Genomic DNA, 24,369 nt, shown 5'->3' with positions numbered 1-24,369 from the left:
AATGAACAAACCATTGCTTGAAATTAAACAGATGAGTACGCATTTCTATACCGACGAAGGAACGGTGAAAGCCGTAGACAACGTCAGTCTGAGCCTGAAAGAAGGAGAGACGCTGTGCATCGTGGGCGAATCGGGCTGCGGCAAAAGCGTAACCGCGATGTCGCTGATGAGACTCGTCCAGGAACCGGGCGGGAAGACGGTCGCGGGGGAAGTCTGGTTCGACGACAAGGATCTGCTGAAGGCGGGGCCGAAAGACATCCGTCATCTGCGCGGCAACGAGATCGCGATGATCTTCCAGGAGCCGATGACATCGCTCAACCCCGTGCTCACCGTGGGCGAGCAGATGATCGAGCCCATTATCGAGCACCAGCTCGTCTCCCGGAAGCAGGCGAAGAAGCAGGCGCTGGAGCTGATCACGATGGTCGGCATCGCACGCGCCGAATCCATCTACGACAGCTATCCGCATGAGCTTAGCGGGGGGATGCTGCAGCGCATCATGATCGCCATCGCGCTCTCCTGCAATCCGCGGCTGCTCGTCGCCGACGAGCCGACTACGGCGCTCGATGTGACGATCCAGGCGCAGATTCTCGATCTGCTGCGCAAGATCAAGGAAGAGCGCCGCACCTCGATCCTGCTGATCACGCACGATCTGGGAGTCGTGGCGGAGATGGCCGACCATGTCGTCGTTATGTACGCCGGACAGGTTATCGAGGAATCGCCGGTGCTGGATCTGTTCCGCAATCCGAGGCACCCGTACACGCAGGGGCTTCTGCGGGCCAAGCCTGTCGTGAACCAGCGCAAGGAACGGCTGTACACGATTCCGGGGCAGGTGCCGAAGCTGGTGGATCTGCAGGAATCCTGCTATTTCAGCGACCGGTGCGAGCACTGCATGGAGATCTGCCGTACGAAACAGCCTCCGATGCTGGAGACGGGCGCGGGCCACAGAACGGCCTGCTGGTTATACGAGGAGGGAGTGCGGTGAGTACGAAACTGCTTGAAGTCAAAGGCTTGAAAAAATATTTCCCGGTTTCCGGCGGTTTTCTGAACCGGACGGTGAATCACGTCAAGGCGGTTGACGATATCAGCTTCACGATCAACAAGGGCGACGCCTTCGGTCTCGTCGGGGAATCCGGAAGCGGCAAAAGCACCACCGGCAGAGCCATCCTCCGTCTGACGGACAAAACGGCCGGTGAAGTGATCTACAAGGACCGCGATATCTTTTCGCTGCCCAAGGGGGAGATGCGCACGCTCCGCACCGATATGCAGATCATTTTCCAGGACCCGTACAGCTCCCTGAACCCCCGTATCCGGATAGGGGACGCCATCGGGGAGGCCGTGCTGGACCACGGACTCGCCTCCAAGGCGGAGATCCGCGAACGGGTGCTGGAGATCATGTCGGTATGCGGACTGGCTCCGCATCATATCGACCGGTTTCCGCATGAGTTCTCTGGCGGACAGAGGCAGCGGATCGGCATTGCGCGGGCGCTTATTCTGAATCCGGACTTCATCGTCGCCGATGAGCCGGTATCCGCGCTGGACGTGTCCATTCAGGCTCAGATTATTAATCTGTTCAGCGATCTGCGGGACCGGAAAGATCTGACCTATCTGTTTATTTCCCACGATCTCAGTGTCGTCGAGCATTTGTGCAACCGGATCGGCGTCATGTACCTCGGCTCCCTGATGGAGCTGGCTCCGCGCGACGAGCTGTTCGCGAATCCGCTTCATCCGTATACGCGGGCGCTGCTTTCGGCCATCCCGATTCCCGATCCGGAAATCCGCCGGGAAAGAATCGTGCTGACCGGAGACATTCCAAGCCCGGTAGACCCGCCTTCCGGCTGCAAATTTCATACCCGGTGTCCGTTCGCCAAGCCGGTATGCAGGGAAGCCGTTCCCGAATACCGCAGCGTCGGGGGCGAGCATTATGTCGCTTGCCATTTGGTTTGACGCCATGTACACTTCTTCTAGCAGTCCGTATACTTAGGTGAAAAGACCCGCCTGAGTATCTCGTGCAAGCTGTTTGACCGCCCTCCTCTTAACGGGCGCATACAGTACAGGCAACCAGACAACTATAGCCTGGGTTCGAAGGGAAGCGTGAACGGCATTGGCTTATGAAGTTGAATTTTCGTTTCAGCCTGCGAACGAACTGATCGTCAGTCTGCATACGTATTTGTGCAAGATTTGGTATAAAAGAATCGATCTCGGCCCCGACTGGGCTCCCGGAATCCGCGCGGAACTGACCGGCGATTTCCGGGAAGAGCTCGATTCGACGGATTTGTCGCCGGAATGGCGGCTGATTTTTCTTTTCGCCTACTTGTCTCCCGAAAAACAAAGCATACCGGGTTTTCTACGGTGGCTTGAAAGCTTGTCCCTGGGGGATCTATACGTCCTCCTGTCGCCGTACATCCAGAACTTTCCCGCCGACATGCAGGCGGTGCGGGACAAGTTTGTCCATCTTCTGTCGGAGTGGAACAGCCAGTACTTCGCGAAGGTCGAACCCGGCCTCGTAACCGCCCTTGAAGCGGACGCGGATAAGAACCGCGCGCTCATCGGGCGGATAGCTGCCGCCGAATTGGCGGAGCAGACAACGGGCGGGATGTATTTCGAACCGGGAGGAAGCTTGGAGAAAGTCGTTTTGACGCCGCAGTTCCACTTTGTGCCGGGGAATGTGTTTTACAGCTATGGGCCCGTTACTCTTTGCCAATATCCGGCCGTTATGCCGGGTCACGACCACGAGGAAGGGCCGTCGCCGAAATTGTACCGGATGCTCCGCAGTTTAAGCGAGAAAAGCCGCCTGCGGATTCTCCGTTTTTTGCGCAGCGAACCCCATAGCTTTATCGAGGTGGTGCGGTACCTGGGCATATCGAAGGGGATTACCCACGAGCACCTGTTCAGTCTGCGCTGCGCGGGTCTGCTCAAAGCCCATGTGACGGGGGAAACCGTCACGGGGTACAGCCTGCGGACATCGGCCGTGGGCGAGCTGCAGGGGCTGCTGCTGGAGTATCTTGAGGACTAGCCGGAGCTGCCGATTGCCGTGGGCGGAGGCGGTGTTGTACAGAACAACCGATTGCCCTTGGAGTAAAGGGAGCGGCATAGAGCAAAGCGAATGGCATCGGGCAAGTAAATGGCATTGAGCATGAATCGAATGTATGGAGCACAATTCGAGTGTATAGAGCAGCCCGTTTGTCTGGAGCAGGCCGGCTGCCCGATGCCCAAACGCCCCGATGCCCAACCGCAACCCGGCCTATAAAAATGCGCCGCAAAAAGCACGGAAGTTCCAAATTGAAAAGCAAAAAAAGCCGAAGTTCCCATTTACGGAAACTCGGCTTTTTTTGCTTTTCGGGGCATGGGTGGCTTCAAACCCGTGAGAAGAGGCCAGGCTTTACGCTTGTTTTGTGGGGAAGTCGGGCGTTAGGCTTCCAGTTTCACGCGCTTGACTCCTGAAGCTCCAAGGGCAGCTCCACCAAGAAGACGGTGCCTTCGCCCGGTCTGCTCTCCACCGATATATCGCCGCCGTGCATCTCAATGATCTTCTGCACGATCGACAGTCCCAGCCCGCTTCCTCCGCCGGAGGACGTTCTGGATTTGTCCGCTTTGTAAAAGCGCTCGAACACATGCTGCCGGTCTTCTTCCGTCAGCCCGATCCCGGTGTCGGCTACGGTCACGCGGGCACGGCCTTCCCGGGCGGACAGCCCGATACGGATCGTACCGCCTTCCGGCGTGAATTTGATGGCGTTGGACAGGAGGTTGATCCACACCTGGCTCAACAAGTCCCGGTCGGCCCGGCACGTGACCGGCTCCAGCTCGACCTCCATGTCGAGCTTCTTTTCCAGCCATTTCGGTTCATTGGCCAGCACGACATTGCGAAGCTGCTTATCCAGCCTGTACGTAACCTGTTCGAACGGGTGATGCTTCGATTCCAGCGAAGTCAGCTTGAGCAGATTGTCGCTGATTTTGGACAAGCGTTCGCTCTCCGTCTCGATGATCGTAATATAGCGCAGCCGGGCTTCCGGTGAGAGATTTTCCTGCTTGATTGCTTTGGCAAAGCCCTGAATGGAGGTCAGGGGAGACTGGATTTCATGCGACACGTTGGAGATAAACTCCTGACGCATTTTTTCCAGAGCTCCAAGCTCTACGGCCATCTGGTTCACGTTGGAAACAATGGTGCCGAGCCGGTCCTTCTCATCCAGCGGAATGTCGATGCTGACGGAGAAGTCACCCTTGGCGATACGCCGCATGGCGTCCTGGATCATATCCCAGACGAGCATGTGCCTTTTGCTCATTAAGGAAGAAATCGCGCCGACACAGCCGATGAAGAGAATGAAGAAGACGGTGGCGAAAATCGCCTGCTTCCAGTACGGGTCCGGCTCCGCGCCGAGCAGGGAATACAGGAAAGGCAAGCCGGTGTACGCCACGTAGGTGCAGATCAGCATAATAGCTGTGGCGGCAAGCAGAATGAGAGCGACCGTGCGGGCCCGGGCGAGGAAGCTCTTCCTCATTCCGCCGTTTCCAGGCGGTAGCCCAGCCCCCGTATCGTACGGATTCTGAAGCCGCAGTCTTCCTCGGGAAACCGCTCCCGGAGCCGGCGGATATGCACATCGACGGTCCGCTCGTCGCCCGTGTAATCGTAGCCCCAGATCTCCTCGATAAGCTGGTCGCGCGAGAACGTTTTGCCCGGATAGCTTCCCAGTTTGAACAGCAGCTCATACTCCTTCAGAGGCAGCGTCAGGTTCCCGCCGTTCCAGATAAGCTCGTACGTGCTGCGCCGCATGGTTACCGAGCCGACTTCCACCGCCTGCGAGACCGAAATCCGGTACCGCTTCAGCAGCGATTTTACCCGGACCGCCAATTCGGCCGGCTCGAACGGCTTGACGAGATAATCGTCTGTCCCCAGGTTGAAGCCTTTGACCTTCTGGCTCGTTTCGCCTTTGGCGGTCAGCATAAGCAGGGGAAGGTCGCCGTAATGGGCACGGATTTCGCGGCACAGCTGCCATCCGTCCATCTTCGGCATCATAATATCGAGAATGACCATGTCGATCTTGTGAGTTTCGAGCTTGGAGAGGGCGTCGAGACCGTCGACGGCCTCGAACACCTGCAGCCCCTCCGCCTGCAAAAAGATCAGCACAAGCTCCCGGATATGCGCGTCGTCGTCGACAACCAGAATGTTCGCCATCGGCTGTGCCTCCTTTTGAATAGACTTTTATCCTCAGTATTAGATTTGCGGAAATTTACGCTTCCTGAAGCCGAAGCTGCTGCGAGGCGAACTCCCTGTACATCGAGTGAGTCTGGAACAGCTCTTCGTGCGTGCCGCTTCCCGTAATATGTCCTTTTTCGATAAAAAGGATATTGTCGGCGTCCACGACGGTGGAGAGGCGGTGGGCGATGACCAGCGTCGTCCGGCCTTTCATCAGATTGTCCAGCGCTTTCTGGACGTAAATCTCGGACTGGCTGTCGAGGCTCGATGTCGCTTCGTCCAGCATCAGGATCTGCGGATCACGCAGCAGGGCTCTGGCGATGGCGATCCGCTGGCGCTGGCCGCCGGAAAGCTTGATTCCCCGTTCGCCGACTTCGGTATCGAATTTCTGGGGCAGCTCGGCGATAAATTCGTTCGCGTAAGCCATTTCCACGACTTTATTCAGCTCGGCGTCGCTCACTTCCCGTTCGACCCCGTAGCAGATATTATCCCGGATCGTTCCCGAGATAAGGGCGCTTTCCTGGGCGACGTAGCCGATATGGCTTCTCCAGGAATGCAGCGAGAACTGCTCGATCGGCGTATCTCCCAGCGTAATCGCGCCGCCCGTCGGCTTATAGTAGCGCTCCAGCAGCGAGAACGTCGTGGTTTTGCCGCCGCCGCTCGGGCCGACGATGGCCGTTACTTTGCCCGGCTCGATCGTAAAGTTAAGGTGCGACAATATGCGTTCGTCCCCGTAAGCGAAGTCGACGTCCTTTACATGAATCGGGCGGGAGACGTTGTCCAGCTTCGTTCCCTCGTACAGGTGTTCTTCCTCCTCTTCCAGGACAGTCATCATTCTTTCCGTCGCGCCCATCGCTTTCTGGAGATGAGTAAAGAACATGGTCAACTGGGTGACCGGAATTATAATCTGGATCAGATACAGAATGAAGGCAACCATGTCGCCCGCAGTCAGCGCTCCGGACGATACGCGGACGCCGCCGTAACCGATAATGGCGACAAGCACGGCCATCAGGACAAACGAGATGAGCGGGCTGATCAACGCATGGATTTTGGCTTCGCGCAGGCCGAACCGGAACAGGTTCGTGATGCCGGTTTTTCCCCGTTCGTACTCGATTTCTTCGGCATTGGACGCTTTGACCAGACGTGTCTCCGGCAGAACCTGATTGAGTACCGCCGTAAACTTGGCGGTTTCCTCCTGCATGCCCCGCGAAATGGCAAACATTTTTTTGCCGAGCAGCATAAGCACCACCATGGCGACCGGGACCGCGAGCAGCATGACCAGCGTCATTTTCCAATCGAGGAACAGCAGAATAATGACCGAACCGGTAATGGACAGCACACCGGTGATGCAGTTGGCCAAATGCTCGGTGATCACTTCTTTGACGAGCGCGGTGTCGTTTGTTACCCGGCTTAACATCTCGCCGGATTCATTTTGATCGTAGAAAGAAATCGGCAGGTGAAGCAGCTTCTTCCACAAGCGGTCGCGCAGGCTCCCCACCACATGATGGCCGACCCGGTTGAGCAGGTAAATGGACAAACCGCTGGCCACCGCCTGCAGAATAAACGCCAGCGCCAGCAGGCCGATCTGCCACGGATCCATCGATTGAATCGAGAAGCCGTCCACGAGCTTTTTCGTAAAGAGGGGGACGACAAAGCCGACGCCGGTCGTTGCCACGCTCATTACTAGGGCGGCGATCAGCAGCAGCTTCGAAGGATGAGTATCCTGAATCATGCGGAGAAACAGCCGCCAATTCCCCATTGTTTTCTTGTCTTGTATAGTTTCTTTCATTTCCAATATTCTCCTCCCGTAAAACTGTGTGGCCACACAATCTTTTTCTGTGGTTTGTATTCCATGCCGTAAATTTAGCATGCTTTTATGAACTCCATATTAACTAGGAATGGAACGGGCGGCGCCGCTCTTCTATACGAAAGATTAAAACCCGTCTAACACGGGGCTAACAATAGGCCCATATACTGGTAAAAGCAAGGAAAAACACGAAATTCCATCAAAAAACCGGAAAATAATATGTTTTTTCTTGTTTAACTTTTAAAAACAAAGGAGTGGAATTCATGTTACACGTACGGAATGATTGGAAAAAGACGGTGAGCGCCGCCCTGCTCGCGGGCCTGCTTCTTCCGGCATCGCTTGCCGGAGCCGCCGCTTCACCGGAGACGGGGGCTGCGGCTTCTATCGCCGGGAACACTGCCGGAGGACCCGAAAGCGCCGCCGTTCTGAATGACTCAGCGAAGCCGGAGGCCGGACAGGCTGCTCCAACTGCGGCCAAGAAGAAGAAGGTCCTCGTGATCGGGCTGGACGGGACGCGTCCGGACGCTCTGCAAGCCGCCAACGCGGTCAATCTGGACGCGCTTGCCGTGAACGGCGCTTACAGCTGGACGACGAAAGCCAACTCCAATTACACGTGGAGCGCGACAGGCTGGTCTACGCTTCATACCGGCGTCTGGTACCAGAAGCACGGCGTTAAGGACAACACGTGGGCGGGCAGCAAATTCGGCCAGTACCCTTCCCTGATGAAGCGCGCGGAGCTTTACAACCCGGCTCTGTCGACGGCTTCCATCGTGCACTGGGGACCGATCAACGACAAGCTGGTAGAAGGAATCGATCTGGAGAAAACCGTCGCTACCGATGCCGAAGTGGTGTCGGATACGGTGAGCCTGCTGAAAACCGGTAATCCGGACTTTCTTTTCCTTCATTTCGACGATATCGATCACGCCGGTCATACGTACGGCTTCAGTCCGAAAGTGTCCCAGTACACAAAAGCGATCGAAGGCGTGGACGCCCAGATCGGCACAATCCTGGACGCGGTCAAAGCCCGCAGCACTTACGCCCAGGAAGACTGGCTCATTCTCGTCAGCACCGATCACGGAGGCAAGGGCACTTCGCACGGCGGCAGCAGCAGTGAAGAAACGACCATTTTCCTGATCGCGAGCGGGGAAAGCACCGTTAAAGGACAACTGACGGGAGCGACCTATCAGGCCGACGTTCTGGTGACGGCTCTTAAACATCTCGGCGTGCCGGTAAACAGCAGCTGGAACCTGGACGGCCGCGCGGTCGGTTTGATCCAGTAAGAGCGGACCGATGCAGTAAAGCGGGCCCGAAGACTACCGCGCAGCGCCGCAATTGCGCGTCTGGAATTCGCGTACGGTCCGCACATGGCAGTGAATGACCGGCCGTACGGTTCGGAAGCAGAGGCCGGGGAGAAATCCCCGGTCTTTTTTATGCGGACGGAGGAGAAACGCCCGGTAAAACACTCATCGCAAAAGCACCCGGTGAGGGTGCTTTTTTGTGCGCCCGCGGCAGCCGCGCAAAGAACGGAAATTTTATTATTTTCTACCGCTTTACCATTTTCCACATCGTCTCTATCCCTTGCCTGTCAAGGACTTTGATCATTTTGCGAGGAGGAGTAGAGAAAAATCCACAGGTTTGTGAAAACGCTTTATTTACGAGATCTCTCCGTGCTTTCTATACTGTGGATGTGCGGAGGGCGCCAGAAGCCGGATACCGGAACGCCTCAAGCGCAAATCCATCATTGAGGTCAAGGAGGCACAAGTATGACCCGTAAGCTTCTATCGACGTTTTTATCCCTTACGCTGTTTGCATCGATCGCATCGGCGTGCGCCGGGGGCAAGCAGGAGGGGGCAGCTTCTGCGAATACGAAACCGAGTACCGCCGCAGCGGCCGACTACGGGGACACGGGCGGGCTCAAGCTCCCGCTGGTCGACGAACCCGTTACGTTGAACTGGATGCTGGTCAGCGACAATCCGGATTTGAGCAACAAGCTCATCGTGAAGGAAATCGAGAAAAGAACCGGTATCAAGCTGAACATCCAGGCCTATTCCACCGCCAACTACAAAGATAAATTAAAAGTGGTGATGGCATCGGGCAAGCTTCCGGACGTTTTTCACGGACTTACACCGGCGGAAGCCAACAAATTAGGTTCCCAAGGGGCGCTGACTCCGATCAATTCCTACCTCGACAAGCTGCCTAACTTCAAAAGCCTTTATGTGGACAACAAAGACAGCAGCTGGGTGATGAAGTCCTGGTCCGACGACAAAGACAACCTGTACACGTGGCCGATTTACAACATTAACCGGGATGTCAATCACGGCTTCCTGTACCGCAAAGATATTTTCGACAAGCTGGGCATTCCCGAATGGAATACGACCGAGGAATTTTATCAGGCGCTGAAAAAACTGAAAGAAGCGTACCCGACTTCTTATCCGTACGCGTCCAAAACGAAAGATTATATTTTCCGGGACTGGGCGCCGGGCTGGGGGATCGGCGGAGCGAGTTATCCGGCGGCCTACGACGAGAACGCGAAGACGTGGAAGCTTGCTTTTATCCAGCCGGAATATAAGCAGATGCTCGATTTCATGAAGAAGCTGTACAACGAGGGGCTGCTCGATCCCGAATTCGTCACGGATACGGATGCGTCCTGGACCGCCAAAATGACGACGAACAACAAGTCCTTCGTCACGTTCGACTGGATCGGCCGTCTGGATTTGTTCCATAACCAGGTCAAGTCCCAGAATCCGGACTACAACCTGCGCTACGGAAATCCGGTAGGACCGACGGGCAAAATCAAGCAGCTTTCCAAGATCGACAACTACGGCATCGTCGTCTCCAACAACAAGAACAAGGAAGTGGCGCTCAAGCTGCTCGATTACTTGTCCAGCCCGTCGGGGGCGGCACTGGTCACGATGGGCGTCGAAGGAGAGACCTTCAAGATGGAAGGCGGGAAGGCCGTCTATCCCGAGCTGAAAGACGTGCCGAACGTCGACATCGGCGTCCTTAAGGACCGCTACGGGCTTTGGCTGGAAGGGATGTACGTCCGCGCGGACAGCCGCAGCGTGTACTACAACTTTACGGAGAAGGAGCAAGAGGCCCAGGACAAAATGGTCAAAAACAACAAGATCGATATGCTGGACCCCGTTCTGAAATTTACCGATCCCGAAACGAAGAAAATCGCCGATGTCCTGACATCTCTGCAGAAGTCCGCCAACGAGTTCAGCACCAAATATATTCTGAATAAGAGCTACGGAGACGCGCAGTGGAACGAATGGCTGCAAACCGCCGAGAAAATGGGCGCCTCCGCTTACATTGAAGCCTACAATACCGCGCAGAAACGGTTCGACAGCAAGTAAGCACGCTTTTCCGCAAGAAACAGAGCAAAGACGGAAGGCATCCGCGTTTCCGGCGGGTGCCCCTCCGCCTTGAAGGAGGTACCCTGCATGCAACCGGCACAACCCGAACTGGCCCAAACGGCGGTCAGCCAACCGAAGCGTTCCAAAGGAGCGGAAATTTTGCGGCACATCAAGAGGGACCGCCAGCTCCTGCTGTTGTTCATCCCCTGTATCGTTTTCTTTATCCTGTTCCGCTACGGCCCCCTGTACGGGCTGATTATCGCGTTTAAAAATTACAACGTCTATGAAGGCATCCTGGGCAGCGAATGGGTGGGACTGGAGCATTTCAAAGCGTTTTTCTCCAGCCAAGATTTTTGGATGCTGTTCCGCAACACGATCCTGCTCGGCTTGTTTACTCTTTTGTGGGGCTTTCCGTTTCCGATCCTGTTCGCCCTGCTGCTCAACGAAGTGCGCCTGCAATTTTTCAAAAAGACGGTGCAGACGCTAAGCTATCTGCCGGCGTTCCTGTCCGTGGTCATTATCTCGTCCATGATTATCGATTTCCTGTCGCCGACCCGGGGGCTGCTCAACACGATTATCGAGGCGCTGGGCTTTACCAGGAAATATTTCCTGATCGATCCCGAATGGTTCCGTACCATCTACGTGTCTTCGGAAATCTGGGCGACGATCGGGTACGACGCCATTATTTATTTGGCCGCGATAGCCGGCGTCAGCCCGACCTTATACGAAGCGGCGCGCGTGGACGGCTGCACGCGGTTCCAGATGATGCGCTACATCACGATTCCGAGTATTTTGCCGACGATTACGATTATGTTCATCCTGAAAACAGGCGCGATGTTCCGGATCGGCTACGAGAAGGTGCTTCTGCTCTACAACCCGATGACCTACGACGTGGCGGACGTGTTCTCAACGTATGTCTACCGCAAAGGTCTGCTTGAAACGAACTACAGCTATGCCGCTGCCGTAGGATTGTTCGAGGCGCTGGTCGCGCTTGTGATGCTGCTCGTCAGCAATATGATCAGCCGGAGAGCGGGGGGAAGCAGCTTATGGTAACCGCAAAGGGAGGCAAACTCCGCAAATTCGGTCTGTTCGATCTGATGAATGTGATCATTCTCAGTCTGGTCGCCGCCGCAACCGTCTATCCGGTGCTGTACATCATCGCAGTTTCATTCAGCGATTCGGCTTATATCGTGCAGAATAAAGTGTTTCTGTGGCCCCGCGGTTTCAACCTGGACGCTTACAAGGAGATTCTGCAAAATCCGCGTATTCCGCGCGCCTATCTCAATACGATTCTGTATACGGGCGTTGGCACTTTCATCAACCTGCTGATGACGGCCGTAGCCGCCTATCCGCTTTCCCGGAAAACGTTCTTCGGGCGGAAATATTTTATGATCGCGATTGTGATCACGATGTTTCTGAACGGCGGCATTATCCCGACTTACATTGTCGTGCAGAAGCTCCACCTGCTGGATACCATCTGGGCGCTCGTGCTGCCTAACGCGATCTGGACGATCGAACTGCTCATTCTCAAAAGCTTTTACGAGTCGATGTCCTCGTCCTTGCGTGAATCCGCCCTTATCGACGGCGCTTCGGAATACCGGATTCTGTTCAGTATCATTATCCCGCTGTCCAAGCCGGCGCTCGCTTCCATCGGCCTGTTCTATTTTATGGGCCACTGGAACAGCTTTTTCCTGCCGCTGATTTACCTTAACGATGCCAACCTTTATCCGCTGCAGGTGGTGCTCCGGGATATGCTTATCTTCGATCAGGCCAAAGAGTCGGGGCTTGTGGATCAGGCCGCGCTTACGCCGGAGGCGATGAAAAACGCCACCATCTTCATTTCGATGATTCCGGTGCTGCTGATTTATCCGTTCGCCCAGAAATATTTCGCCAAGGGCATTATGCTCGGCTCCGAAAAAGGCTAGAAGGGATGCCCGGCCGAATGTCGAAGATTAAGGGAACTAACAGCGTCATTTCCGTTAAAGAGCGAGGGGGACGGAATATGCCGAGGATCCGCTGGAAAGTGAACATGGGGCTGCTGAAGATTTTTTTGTCGCTTCTGCTCGTGGCCGTTGTCATGTTCGCATCCAATTACTTGGTCTTCGAGAATTCGATTTCGGGTATTTATCGTCAGGTCAGCGAGAATAACAAACTGGTTGTGAAGCACGTCATCCGGTCGTTCGATCAGGCTTTCAAAGAGATGAACGACCTCATCTATTCGATCCACGCCCTGCCCTACAAGTCCTGGGAGGTGATGGAGGATGACCGGATCAACATGAACGACGTGTATCTGATGCAGAAAAACATGACGACCCTGGTGTCATCCATGGATTATCTGGAAGAAGTTGTTCTGTTCGAGAAAGGGTCCGCCTTCGCGATTACTTCGCAAGGAACGTCGAGCCTGGAGGCACTTTTTAACGAGCAGTACCGGCACGATACGTACAACGCGGAATACTGGAAGTCGTTTGCCGAGACGAACCGGACGCAGAAAGTGTTTCCTGCAAGCGTATTCAAAGTGCGGGTCGCGGACCGGCTTGTCCAAAGCCGCAATCTCATCGTGCTGATGGGAAGCAACCAGATTTCGACGTACAACATTATGCTGCTGATCGACGTGGATAAGCTGCTGAAGCATGTGAACCAGACCGCGATGATGCAGGGCACCTCCCTGATGGTGATGGATGCCGAGCGCAACCGCATTCTGAGTACGGACCCCCAGTGGGATCTCGTGGAAATGCTGAACGAGGTGTACTTTAACCCGGGGCAGGAAGCGACGGTCAAAAGCCGGGATTACGAGTATCTGTTTTATAAATCCGACTATAACGATTTTATTTATATCGATAAAATGCCGGTGGAGCTGGCGGGCACAGCGCCGGTTGTCGCCTGGAACCGGATGATCATGATCATCGGCATTCTCGCGGCGGTGGGTCTTTCCATCCTGCTCAGCCACTACCTGTACCGGCCGATCCGGGATCTGGTCCGCCTGCTGGGCGGAAAAACGGCGGAACCGCAGGCGGATTACAGCCGCATCCGCAGCGGCATCGAGCAGATGCAGCTGGAGAATGCCTCCGTCAAAATCCAGATGGAGACGGTGCACTCCGAAATCCGGCGGGGTGTGTTCCTGCACGCTCTCGACGAATTCTCGCATTCGCTTGAATTCGAGAACCGGATGCAGCACATCTTCGCGGATTTCTTCCGGACGGGCCAGTTCATGATGGCCGCCATTCATCTGCGGCCGAAGGAAAGCCCGGAAGCCGGAAGCGAACCGCCGGCTCCGCTGCGGGCCGCTTCTCTGGAGCAGACGCTGCTGGCGGGGCTCCGGGAGGCGGCGGGCGAGGCCGGGGGCCACTGCGCCGTCTTCCATGCGGGAAGCCTGCAGTTCCTTGCGCTGATCGGCCTCGACCGTCCTTCGGACCGCGAGCCGGTCATCCGGCGCATGGGGCAGATGCTGAAGCAGGCCGGAAGCGGACCGCTGAAGGACGTCACCGTCATGGCGTCCGTCAGCAGGCTTTACGCATCGAAGATCCAGTACTGCCAGGACGCTTACCGCGAGGTCAAGCGGGGCCTGATGTACCGGGATCTTTCGGAGGCAAGCCCCGTCACGGATACGCAGGCGATCCGGTATACGTGGAAGGTGTATTTCCCGCTGCATGAAATCGAAAAGCTATCCAATCACCTTGCGGGGGGTAATGTGGAGGCATGCCTTGCGATGATCCGTGCCATCCTGGCGAAGAACGCCGAGCGGCATGTCCACCATCACCAGCTCGTTCCCGTCGCCGAGTGCATGTACTATCACATGCAGCAGTACGTGGAGCCTGGCAAAGTCGACCGGCAGGAGCTGATCCGGATGCAGGACGGCTTTATCCGTTCGGTTCATCACGCGGTGGACTACCGGGAAATCGAAGCCGCGCTGGAATATGCCGCGCGCCGATTTGCGGAATGGCGGAAACCGGCCGGCGACACGAAGCTGGAAGCGGAATTTATCGCCCAGTATATCAACACGCATTACAAGGAAAACCTGCACCTGGACCATATGGCCGAGCTGCTGGGCACAAGTCCGAAATATTTCTCGAACTACTTCAAGAAAGCGTTCGGCATCAATTTCGTGGAATATCTCAACAAGGTCCGGATGGCTCACGCCAAGGAATGGCTGAAAACAACCGATTGGTCGGTTGCGGAAATCGGCGAAAAGTCGGGGTATCTCAATTCGTCCACCTTTACGAGCACATTTAAAAAATACAACGGCATTTCGCCCAGCGAATACCGGAGGAAGTCGATTTCCTGACGACGTAAAGATGCCGGAGTTACGATTGCCGGATGAATGGGACGAGCGCTTAACGATATTGAAAATTCGTCTCGTCAAGCAAGGGGACAGCGGCGTGTGCCGGTCCGAAGATTAGGGACCTAAAAATTAAACGCGGCCGAGAATAACCGGCATTAAAAATAGAGGCGGCGAATCAAGCATGGCATTAACCGTTTCTAAGAGGAACCGGCGGGCAGACCGAACCACAGACCGAAGAGCAGACCGAACCAAGACCGAACAACACAACCTTTACCGTTAGGTCCGGCGGGGCTGCCACCGAAAGAAGACAGCCTGGCCGGGAATGCGGGAGGCTGACGAAAAAGCTACGGAGGAAAAAACAATGAAATGCGTTGCGGCACAACACGGAAACATTGTTCTGCGTGAACTGGAGGAACCGCAGCTTCTTCCGGGGCATATCCTGATCCGGACGGAGTACTCCGCGATCAGCCCCGGAACGGAGCTGTCGATGCTGCGCCGTTCCGGTGAAACGCCCGTCGAGCTGGGCTACAGCGCGGTCGGCATCGTGACGCGGACCGGCGTGGACGTCCGCGGCCTGGAGCCGGGACAGCGCGTCGCCTGCTATGGCGCCCCCTACGTCCGGCACGCCGAGACGCTGGCCGTTCCGGCGAACCTGGCCGCCCCGGTACCGGATCACGTCCGGCCGGAGGAAGCGGCGTTCGCCGGACTGGGCGCCATCGCGATCCACGCGCTGCGTACGGCCGACCTGCGGTTCGGCGAATCCGTCGTCGTGGTCGGGCTGGGCATCCTCGGCAACCTGACGGCGCAGATCGCCTCCGCCTCCGCCTTCCGGACGGCGGGGCTCGACCTCGACGAGGGACGCGCGGAGCGGCTGCGCGCGGGCGGCATCGAGGCGTTCGCCGGCGCCGAGGATCTGGAAGCGCAGCTCGCGCGGGTGACCGGCGGTCTCGGCGCCGACAGCGTCCTGCTCTGCGTGGGCGGCGACGGCGGGCCGCTGATCGACCGCGCGTTCGGCTGGCTGCGGGACCGGGGCTCCGTCGTCCTTGTCGGCGACGTGAGCGCGAATTTCTCGCGCGGCCGGATGTTCGGCAAGGAGGCCCGCGTGCTGATCTCCCGGGCGGGCGGCCCCGGGCGCTACGACCCGATGTACGAGCGCGATAACCGGGATTACCCTATTGGCTACGTCCGCTGGACGGAAGGCCGCAATACCGCCGAGTACATCCGTCTGCTTGCGGAAGGCCGCATCTCGGTGGCCCCGCTGCTGACCGCGCTTCCGTTCGCCCAGGCCGCGGAAGCGTACGAAAGCTTCCGCGGAAGCGAACCGGCGCTCGGCGTGCTGCTCCGGTACGGAGCGGACTAAGGGCAGCTTAGACGCTTTCTGTCATTCGACCGCTCTCTTGGCCGGCAGCCCGGGGCTTTTCCGCGCGGAGCGCCCGGCCCGCGTCGGCATGAGACAGCCGGGCGGAACCGACCGGACGGCTCTCTCCTGAAAGCGCCCTTTTCGGGTAAATGATAACGTGAACAAAGCGAAACCGATCCTTGTCCGAAGGTGACGTTTCGCTTATTTTTATCTGTTTTTTTTGCAGGGACGAGTATTTCCGGTATTTCTCAGGGCCCTTATCAAAAAAACGTAACAATTTTAGATTAAGATTGGAGTCGGAAAGGTACTTATATATACACAAAGGAGGTCGGAGGGTGATGGGGGATCTCATCCTGGAGCTGGTGGACCAGTACGGATATACGTTTTTTTACGCGGCTCTGGCGCTGGGACCTTTCGGCATTCCGGTACCCAATGAAGTGACCGTGATGACCGGCGGCGTTATCGGAGCCGAGGGGCTGCTTAATCCCTGGCTCGTTTATTTATGCATTTTTCTGGGGCTGGCCACGGCAGTCACGATCGGATTCTTGATCGGCCGGGTATTCGGCAAACGTCTCATTCACCGGCTGCGGGAGAAGGAAAGATTCGCCCGGTATTTCGCGTCTTCCGAGCAGCTTCTCGATAAATACGGCACGGCTGCGCTCTGCATCAGCTGTTTTATCCCGTGTGTCCGGTACATCGTTCCGGTATTCATGGGCGCATACGGCAAACGCTACGCCAAGTTCGCTTTGTATGCCTACAGCGGAGCCTGGGTATGGACGCTGATTTTTTACGCAATCGGGCGGCAGTGGGGCGACAATCTTTCCCGGCTTCTGATCGTTCCGGAGACGAAGCTCGTCCTCGTTATCGGCTGTGCTGCGGGGGGTTTATTCCTGTTCTGGAGGAACAGGGCGAAGAAGTCACAAACTTAGAGAGCCGCCCGTGCAAGGGCGGTTTTTTTTGCATGGAAGTGCATCTCTAATAAGAAAAGGCGCAAGCGTTTCAGCCGGCCGCCGTATTCAGGACGAATTCTTTTGCCGGCTCAGCCCCAGTTTGAGGACAAGGGGTTTGATCGTCAGGCCCTGGACGAGAAGGGAGAAGAGGACGATACTGAATGTAAGGACGAGCACGTCGTCCCGCCCCGCGAAATCTTGCGGAAGACTTAAAGCGAGCGCGATGGACAAGCTTCCTTTTAACCCGCCCCAGTTCAGCACGTTTTTCCACGCCCGCGGGAAATCTTTCAGGAAGAAGACGCTCGCATAGAGGGCAATCGTTCTGCCGAGAAGGACGAGAATGACAGCCGCGGCAATCATGCCCCATTTATCGGCAAAGTTTATATTCCGGATTTCCAGTCCGATCATAAGGAAGATGAGCGAGTTCGCGATAAGCGTGATGACGTCCCAGAACGAATGAATGTTCATGAAGGTCTTGTCCGACATGCCGATTTTGGCTCCGTAACTCCCGAAAATGAGCCCGGCCACAACGACCGCGATGACTCCGGACACGTGGAAATGCTCCGCGATGAAGTAACTTCCGAAGAAAAGCAGCATGGAGAAGGCGATTTCGAGGGGATAGTCGTCGTAAAACCGGATAAGCTGGGAGAACGCGAAGCCGAGCAGCGCGCCTACAGCCATGCCTCCGAGTGCAAATTGAAGGAACAGAAGCAGCCCGCTGCCCGCTCCGGCCCAGCCCATTTCGAGGTAGGTCAGCAAGTACACCGAAGAAATCTGAAACAAGACAACGGCGATTCCGTCGTTAAACAGCGATTCTCCTTCGATAATCGTGACGACCTGTTTGGGAACTCCCAGGGACTTGAAAATGGAGATGACGCTTATCGGGTCCGTCGCGCTCATTAAAGCACCAAAGGTAAAAGCCACGACGAGAGGCAGCCCGAGCAGGTAATAAGAAGCGAAGGCGATCAGCAGGAACGACAGCAAAGTACCGCCGAAAGCCAGTGCCAGAACGGGCTTGCTTTGTTCTTTTAGATGGGAAAAGGGCAGTTTGAGCGTAGCGTCTCCGAGCAGAATCGGCAGAAACAGGGAAATGATAATCGCCTGAAACACATGGGACTGTGTAATGAAGGATTCCGCCGCTTCAAGGAAGGGAATCCGGGCAAGGCCGAGCAGGAGGCCCGTCAGGACCAACGCGATGGAATAAGGCTGATTGAGTTTTTTGGCGATTGCAATAACGGCCATGGAAACCGCGAGCAGAACAAGAATTTGGATAAAGATTTCGTTAAAATGGTGCATGGGATAGGCTGTCTCCTTTTCCTTTTTGATCAGTATCCCCTACTAATACCCGGTTACCGGTAAAATGTATAAAATTTTGCGGATTCTTCTTGACCCTCCTCTTGGAGGAGCCTTTAGACTTTGACAGGAAAGGAGGAATACCATGCGCGGCGATAAACTCTTGACCGTTAAGGAAATCGCACGGGTGTCGGGTGTAACGGTAAAGGCTCTGCATCATTACCACAAAATCGGACTTTTGCCGCCCCGGGAAATCAGCGAAGCGGGCTACCGGCTGTACGGGATGGAGGAGCTTCAGCGCCTGCAGGAGATTTTGTTTTACAGGGAACTGGATTTTCCGCTGGAAAAAATCAGGAGGGTGCTGGAAGATAAGCCCCGGCGGATGGCTGTTTTATCGGAGCAGGAAGAACTGCTCACGGCGCGGAAAGCGCGGTTGGAGCAGCTTCTTCATACGCTGCGGGAGTCGATCCGGCATGCCTCGGAAGGAGAATGGATGGAGATGGCAGACATGTTCAAGGGATTCGGCAAGGAAGAGGAATGGAAAGAGGCGCTGTCGGAGCAGAATGAATATTTGAAAGAAACGTACGGGTACGACCTTCTGGAGAAGGGAACTATCGACGTGGAGGCTTTGAACGGGCAGGCGGCGGAGGCAAAACGGTTTACCGACGGAATGGCCGCCGCACTCAAAAACGGCATAAAGTTCGATCACGAAGACGTGCGAACGCTTCTGCGGGAGCATCTGGATTTCCTGAACAAAGCCGGGCACACATTCGGGCCGCAAGACTACGTTAACCAGACGAAGTTTTTTATGACGGACGATTTTCACCGGCATATGCTGGAGAGCCAGCAGACCGGCCTGGCTTATTATTTGCACGCCGCCGCGGAATCTTGGGCGGCCGCCGATTGACGGCGAAGCGAAGCGTGTCGCGGACAACCGCCGGGCGTATGTTGCCCGGCGGTTTTTTGCGGTATAATTAGCTTCTCGGTTGAACGCAGCCGCCGGGCTTTTACAGCCCGTATGACTCGTATAATCATGCCCGGAAAGGGGGAGAACCGGTTGGCTTTCGGAGTGAAAAGAGAGGAACTGCAGCGCTGGAAAGAGGCGGTTTCAAGAGGAGATATCGCGTATTTGACACATTACTGGCTGGACCCGCGCTTTCCCGGCATTACGACGGTTACGAAAGTCGGCTGTTCCGACCTCGGCCGCTTGTCCGACTGGTGCGCTTCTCACGGGCTGAATCCCGGGTACATTCATAACCGGGCCCCGTTTCCGCATTTTGATCTGATCGGCCCCAAGCAGAAAGAAATTTTATGGAAAGAAGGCATTCACGACCAGCTGGAGCGGTTCCGGCTGCTTGATTGAAGCGCGTCTGACGCCTTCATGCGGAGGCAAACACCGTGCGCCGGATTTTTTTCGCGCGAATTCCTTAACCCCTCCGTATGAGCGCTTCTATAAGCTCAGCCACACTGATGTTCTCCAGCTCCTCCGCAACCCGGTCCGCTTCGGTTTTTTTCCGGATCGAGCCCTCCAGTACGATTTCGATTCTCTGGTCCTTGTCTATCAGCACGGATAACACTTCGAGGGAATTCGTAAGCAGTCCAACCACGACCGCAAGCTGCTGCGGAGTAAGCCTGCTTTCTTTTTTCTTCTTGCCGTTGCCGTTGCCGCTGCCGTTTTGGCTGCCGTTTTTAGTGCCGTTCCCGTTTCTGCCGCCGAATACGCCGCCGTTCCCGCCCGCAGCTCCATTCCCTCTTTTCATGGATCGTCACCATCCGTTTTATACTATAACCGTGCCGGTAACACCTCCACCCTCTTCTTTTCCGAACCCTGCTATAAAGGCAGAGGCTATAATAATCACGATGATAAACGTGACAATACGCTTACCGTCTTCATTGTCCATTATTTTCACCCTTATCTTCAAAGCCATTATTGTACAGCATATGTTTTTCCGGCGCAGGCGTTCCAAAATCGGACGTGTTGACCGGTTTCTCACCGCTTCCTAGAGGAGCGGGCTTTCACCTATTCCTCCGGGTTGAATATCCTTATTCCAAGCAGAAGCCTGCAAGGAGGAATCGACATGTACGTTCCGGGTGCCGCCCGATTATATTCAACTCCTTATCCGTACCGGTACAACCCGCAAGAAGCCGAGGTGATCGCGCTTATTCTCGAATCTATCCAAGGGGAGAGGGACGACGAGCTTTTTTACGACTTCCTTATCGGTAAAGCCCCCACCCGGCAGGAGAAGGAGATCATTACGGGAATCCGCGATGACGAGCGGAAGCACAGGCAGATGTTCCGCAAGCTGTACACGGCGTTAACGGGGGCGAATGCGCCCGCAGGTTCGGAGAGTAAGGAAGCCCTGCCGGCCGGTTATCTGGAAGGGATCGAGAAAGCTTTACTCGGAGAGCTTAAGGCATTCGAAAAATACAGAAAGATCTACTTGAACATCCGTCCGGAATACCGCGACTGGATATTCGAAATTATGACGGACGAGATCAAGCATGCGGGCTACTACAACTGGCTTTACGCGAAAAATAAATAGCCGGCCGGACATTCGTCCCGTTTGAGCAATAAGCCGGAAAAAGAGGCTCTGCCGCAGAGCTTCTTTTTTTGCCTCGAAAACAAGTAATAAAAGTGCAGGGATCGGTCATTTCCGTTCATGTTCAGACGCCGGTATATTCAGTATGGTAAAAGTAGCAGGGTGGAGACACAGAACGCCCGACCATAAAAGTAAGTGCTACCAATTGGGGGATGCAGTTGGCGGCATGAGGTTCCGCACTTCCGGCTTCCGGAAAGTTAACGCGTTTACTTTTCTCCGCTTGCTCTTAATAAACCCTTGCAGTCCGCCGACACGCGGATGCGGGGTTTTTTGACGTCAGAAAGAGATTCCTGCCGGACAAACGGTCTGCATGGCCAGGGGTTAGAGAACGGCTGAAGACCGGAAGCGGGAAACATGAACAAAAATAACTGCCATATAATGGAACGTAGGAACGCGAAAACAGAAAGGAGTGATCGTCATTGCCAGAGACTCAACAAGATCGGCAAATTTTTAGCGATCAGTCTGGTTCCGTCGTTTCGTGGAGCCAAGTAAAAGGCGGCCGGAAGGTCGAGTATTCCAATGAGCGCCGACGGGGAATTGATTTCAAAGCGGGCGCCGCGGAATCGTTTGTCGCCAAAATGAATAATGTGCCTGTATTTGCGCAGGCCGGCGGGAAAGCGGTTTTCCAAGCACAGGCACAGGCGCCGCTGGACTTGTTCGAAGAGGCCGGCCTAGCGGTACGGCTTCAGGCGGTTGCCAGTCTTGCGGCCGGGATCGGCCTGCGGCCAAGAATGTCCATCAAGGATCTTACGGACGCTGTCGGGGGAATGCCGGATATGAAAGGTGCTCCGATGGAGATGTTCGAGCTTTTTCTCAAAGAAATTACGATACAGGGAGAGCTGCATGCTCAAGCGGCCGTGGCAATCATGGCCTATGCCAATTTAGTCGCCTCCGGAACTTTTCTGGCGAATGGCGAATTCGGAAAACCCGGATTTCAGTATATTTTCGAGGCCGGGTACGGTTTTAAGGTCGGCGGCGGGTACCGTGCATTCGTAGAAGTTAATTTCGACAATCCGCGGAGACTGATCACCCGTTATGCGGAAGCCGCCATCACCCGAATAATCGCTTCCGCAGGTTCGGGGGCGTCCGGCATGATCCGCTCTCTTGAAGCACCCCTAATCATCGGCTCACGGCTTGCTTATGAAATCGGAGAGCTGCCGAAGGAGCAGGCCGGTGAACGAAGCATCGCGGTCATAATCACGGAAGGGCAGCGATGGCTGCTGAAAAGATTTGCGGAGACAGGCGCGAACGGCACGGAGCAGTGGGCGGCCGCCAATCTGTTAACGGCATTAAACAAACATATGGGGAGCAAGCTCACGCTCTATCCGTTCACCGGGCCTTTGGAAGTTCAGGCGCCTGAGAACATAGCGAATGAGATCAATACCGCACTGGGCCGGAGTCCGGGCACGGCTCTTTCTCAATCGGATTTGACAGCCTATTTAACCGCAAAGCCGCTTCAGACCCTCCTTTCCCGCTCAGAAGAAACCCGCCTTGTGCTGAATATTTTCCAAAACGCCTTTCCGGGCGATCCTCAAGCGAGCGCTGCTGCGATCTTCGGCTATAACGGCGGCTCTAACCAGGCGGCTCTTTTGGCCGGACTGACCTCCGGGCTCCAAGCTTTTGCGGAACAGCAGCTGAAGTCGCCGGCTTTTAAGCAAGCCATCCAGCAAACCGCTGCCGGGATTGGGGAAATGGGGGTCATTTTACAAAATGGTCTGATTCCCGCGCTTGAAATAGCGGCCGGTGTCGGGCTTCCTTATGTCTTGAATCAGGGAGGCTATGATCGGACCTTCGTCCGGGAGGCGCTTTCCTCCGCGCTGCTCGCGGTTGCCGGAAGGACCCTGGTCCGCATATTCAAAGGGATTACCATGCATATACAAGGGCAGCTCGGCGGGCTGTTGAATGAAGCGGCCAATCAGCTGTCGAATCCCAATATCGTCAGGCTGCTCGATTTGACGGGGCCTGTCAACCATTTCCTCATCCCGCCTTTACAGGCAGGGTTTAGAGAAGCGGCCGCTCAATTGACTAATTTTGTACCGCAGCATGCATTCGATGAAATGCTTGTTATCTTCACTCCGATAGATGCCGATTCTACTTCTTCGTTTCTTCAAAATTTACGGCAAACGGACTGGACACCGAGAGGCGGTAATTTGGAGAAGCTGGCCGGTACGCTGCTTGAAATCCTGCTGACGAGATCCACTACATTTACTTCACGAATCATCGGAGCGGTGCTTGAGGCATTTCTTAAAGTTCTTGGGGAGGAACTCCTGGCGCTGTTCGGAATTTTCGGCCGTATTCTCAGTGATACCTGGAAAAGATTCCAAACCTTCATCCGGTCTGTTCTGACGGAGCCTCTCAGGCGTACTATCCGGGGGCAGGCCGATGAGGTCATAAAACGATTGCCTTCACAAATCCGATCGCTTGTCGCGGACGGTGTAGACGCGGCCATCAACAGTCTGCTTCCCGACGCCGTATTGAACCCGATCATGAACGAACTGGGCAAGGTTACCCTGGACCCTCAGAAGGTAGCCGATACGATGAAGGATCAAGGGAACTTCCCCGCCTTCACGGATTATGTGTTTCAAGAGATTTTGCAGCAGTTCAAGCGTTCGAATCTGAACCTGAATCTGAGCATCAAGGTGCCGATCAAGCTGCCGGGACCGCTCGGCGGACCGTTTTTCTCCGGCGGACCTGCCGGGTACGGCGGTTTGGGGAATATAGGCGGCGGAATAGGGGATGCGATCGGAGGAGGGTTAGGGGGTGCCATCGGAGGCGGTCTAGGGGATGTGCTCGGAGGCGGCCTGGGAGGAATTTTGACAGGGAATGAAAGCCTCGGCGAAGCGCTGGATAAAATTCTGAAAAACGCCGGCATCGGCGGCGGACTCATTCCGGTCCCGGGCGGCAATCCCCTCATTCCGCTCGACATTATCCTGACACCGGAGCTTATCGTGAGTGCCATCCGGGAAGCCGTGCCTATAGGGAATTTGCAGGCATTCTACCGGACTTTGTTTTCAGACGCCGCCCCACTTCTTCAAAAATTGCGGCAGATAGCCGAATTTCAAGCGGCCATTCCGCGCATTATCGCCGAATTTCAAGTAAACCGCTCTTCCGGAAGAAAGCCGGGTCTCGTTTATACGGATGCTCTCATTCTGCTTCGTCCCGTAAGGAACCATCGGGATTCCTCCTTGTTTGAGCTTCTTGTGCACTTTCCGGGCCTAAAGGAGCCCGTAACGGGCATTATCGGAACGTACCCTGAGATTTCGGTCGTTTTGAATAACCGTCAGCTGCCGCTTCATACCTTCCAAACCGTATGGGACGAGAACGGCGGGATTCCGGGGAGGCCGCCGGGCCTCGTTCTCCGCCGTACGCTTTCCCTGCAGGAGCTGGGCAGGGGAACGAGTACGATCTATACGGCTGCGAACGCACCTTATCTTGGAAAGATTGAGGCCGCGACACAATTCAGGCTCACGGAAGCTTTGCTGCCCGGCGGACCGCAGGCGGTTAAATGAAACCAAAGAATCACAGCCCGCGGG

At 55.7% G+C, this 24,369-nt stretch carries 19 protein-coding genes; 14 read left to right on the top strand and 5 right to left on the bottom strand.

All coding sequences use genetic code 11. From position 1 onward, the window contains the following. Window position 1: 1 nt before the first annotated feature. The 3 genes from C4S74_RS17535 (at window position 2) to C4S74_RS17525 (ending at window position 3,013) form a co-directional block, all read left to right on the top strand. Window positions 2–982: an ABC transporter ATP-binding protein gene (locus tag C4S74_RS17535; RefSeq protein WP_103996590.1), complete on the top strand. Its 981-nt coding sequence runs from the start codon at window positions 2–4 to the stop codon at window positions 980–982. Beyond that, window positions 979–1,944, top strand: a complete 966-nt coding sequence (locus C4S74_RS17530; protein ID WP_103996589.1) for an ABC transporter ATP-binding protein — start codon at window positions 979–981, stop codon at window positions 1,942–1,944. Before C4S74_RS17535 ends, C4S74_RS17530 begins: the two co-directional genes overlap by 4 nt. A 157-nt stretch (window positions 1,945–2,101) precedes the next feature. Further along, a complete protein-coding gene (locus tag C4S74_RS17525; protein ID WP_103996588.1) occupies window positions 2,102–3,013 on the top strand; it encodes a helix-turn-helix transcriptional regulator in 912 nt (303 codons plus the stop codon). Between the two features lie 409 nt (window positions 3,014–3,422). On the opposite strand, the gene C4S74_RS17520 is transcribed toward C4S74_RS17525, so the two are convergent. From C4S74_RS17520 to C4S74_RS17510, 3 genes are read right to left on the bottom strand one after another with little or no spacing between them, the layout of a single operon-like run. After that, window positions 3,423–4,496: a cell wall metabolism sensor histidine kinase WalK gene (locus tag C4S74_RS17520; RefSeq protein WP_103996587.1), complete on the bottom strand. Its 1,074-nt coding sequence runs from the start codon at window positions 4,494–4,496 to the stop codon at window positions 3,423–3,425. Further along, the gene (locus C4S74_RS17515; RefSeq protein ID WP_103996586.1) at window positions 4,493–5,170 is read right to left on the bottom strand and encodes a response regulator transcription factor; all 678 of its coding nucleotides are present in this window, start codon (window positions 5,168–5,170) and stop codon (window positions 4,493–4,495) included. Before C4S74_RS17515 ends, C4S74_RS17520 begins: the two co-directional genes overlap by 4 nt. Window positions 5,171–5,225: 55 nt before the next feature. Next, window positions 5,226–6,980 carry an ABC transporter ATP-binding protein gene (locus C4S74_RS17510; protein ID WP_103996585.1) on the bottom strand — a complete coding sequence of 585 codons (1,755 nt, stop codon included), beginning with the start codon at window positions 6,978–6,980 and terminating at the stop codon, window positions 5,226–5,228. A 281-nt stretch (window positions 6,981–7,261) separates the two neighbouring features. Here C4S74_RS17510 and C4S74_RS17505 point away from each other — a divergent pair, with 281 nt between their 5' ends. The 7 genes from C4S74_RS17505 (at window position 7,262) to C4S74_RS17465 (ending at window position 16,922) form a co-directional block, all read left to right on the top strand. Then, window positions 7,262–8,278: an alkaline phosphatase family protein gene (locus C4S74_RS17505; RefSeq protein WP_103996584.1), complete on the top strand. Its 1,017-nt coding sequence runs from the start codon at window positions 7,262–7,264 to the stop codon at window positions 8,276–8,278. Between the two features lie 483 nt (window positions 8,279–8,761). Next, window positions 8,762–10,354: an extracellular solute-binding protein gene (locus C4S74_RS17495; RefSeq protein WP_103996583.1), complete on the top strand. Its 1,593-nt coding sequence runs from the start codon at window positions 8,762–8,764 to the stop codon at window positions 10,352–10,354. An 87-nt stretch (window positions 10,355–10,441) separates the two neighbouring features. After that, window positions 10,442–11,407: a sugar ABC transporter permease gene (locus C4S74_RS17490; protein WP_103996582.1), complete on the top strand. Its 966-nt coding sequence runs from the start codon at window positions 10,442–10,444 to the stop codon at window positions 11,405–11,407. Further along, window positions 11,401–12,279, top strand: a complete 879-nt coding sequence (locus tag C4S74_RS17485) for a carbohydrate ABC transporter permease (RefSeq protein WP_103996581.1) — start codon at window positions 11,401–11,403, stop codon at window positions 12,277–12,279. The genes C4S74_RS17490 and C4S74_RS17485 overlap by 7 nt, the downstream gene beginning before the upstream one ends. A gap of 77 nt (window positions 12,280–12,356) precedes the next feature. Further along, window positions 12,357–14,636, top strand: coding sequence for a helix-turn-helix transcriptional regulator (locus tag C4S74_RS17480; RefSeq protein ID WP_103996580.1), 2,280 nt, complete (start codon window positions 12,357–12,359; stop codon window positions 14,634–14,636). Between the two features lie 358 nt (window positions 14,637–14,994). Continuing rightward, entirely contained in the window at window positions 14,995–15,993 is a 999-nt protein-coding gene (locus C4S74_RS17475; RefSeq protein WP_103996693.1) for a zinc-binding alcohol dehydrogenase, read from the top strand. 338 nt (window positions 15,994–16,331) lie between these two features. Next, window positions 16,332–16,922, top strand: a complete 591-nt coding sequence (locus C4S74_RS17465) for a DedA family protein (protein ID WP_103996578.1) — start codon at window positions 16,332–16,334, stop codon at window positions 16,920–16,922. 87 nt (window positions 16,923–17,009) lie between these two features. Here C4S74_RS17465 and C4S74_RS17460 read toward each other — a convergent pair whose 3' ends face one another. Further along, on the bottom strand, window positions 17,010–18,239 hold the full coding sequence (locus tag C4S74_RS17460) for a sodium:proton antiporter (RefSeq protein ID WP_103996577.1): 1,230 nt from the start codon (window positions 18,237–18,239) through the stop codon (window positions 17,010–17,012). A 142-nt stretch (window positions 18,240–18,381) separates the two neighbouring features. Here C4S74_RS17460 and C4S74_RS17455 point away from each other — a divergent pair, with 142 nt between their 5' ends. Together C4S74_RS17455 and C4S74_RS17450 are read left to right on the top strand one after the other, a co-directional pair. Continuing rightward, window positions 18,382–19,143 (top strand): MerR family transcriptional regulator, encoded by a 762-nt coding sequence (locus C4S74_RS17455; protein WP_103996576.1) that lies wholly within the window; start codon window positions 18,382–18,384, stop codon window positions 19,141–19,143. 150 nt (window positions 19,144–19,293) lie between these two features. Further along, window positions 19,294–19,599, top strand: coding sequence for a hypothetical protein (locus C4S74_RS17450; RefSeq protein ID WP_103996575.1), 306 nt, complete (start codon window positions 19,294–19,296; stop codon window positions 19,597–19,599). A 64-nt stretch (window positions 19,600–19,663) separates the two neighbouring features. On the opposite strand, the gene C4S74_RS17445 is transcribed toward C4S74_RS17450, so the two are convergent. Next, the gene (locus C4S74_RS17445; RefSeq protein ID WP_258042518.1) at window positions 19,664–19,996 is read right to left on the bottom strand and encodes a hypothetical protein; all 333 of its coding nucleotides are present in this window, start codon (window positions 19,994–19,996) and stop codon (window positions 19,664–19,666) included. A 318-nt stretch (window positions 19,997–20,314) separates the two neighbouring features. Between C4S74_RS17445 and C4S74_RS17435 the strand changes: the two genes are divergently transcribed. Further along, entirely contained in the window at window positions 20,315–20,779 is a 465-nt protein-coding gene (locus C4S74_RS17435; protein ID WP_103996573.1) for a ferritin family protein, read from the top strand. 476 nt (window positions 20,780–21,255) lie between these two features. Continuing rightward, window positions 21,256–24,345, top strand: coding sequence for a hypothetical protein (locus C4S74_RS17430; RefSeq protein WP_103996572.1), 3,090 nt, complete (start codon window positions 21,256–21,258; stop codon window positions 24,343–24,345). Window positions 24,346–24,369 lie beyond the last annotated feature (24 nt).

Origin of the sequence: Paenibacillus sp. UNC499MF (assembly GCF_900107975.1) — a bacterium.
Lineage (GTDB): Bacteria > Bacillota > Bacilli > Paenibacillales > NBRC-103111 > Paenibacillus_F.
Note: the sequence above shows the minus strand (reverse complement) of the source record. Positions and strands in the feature narration are given on the sequence as shown.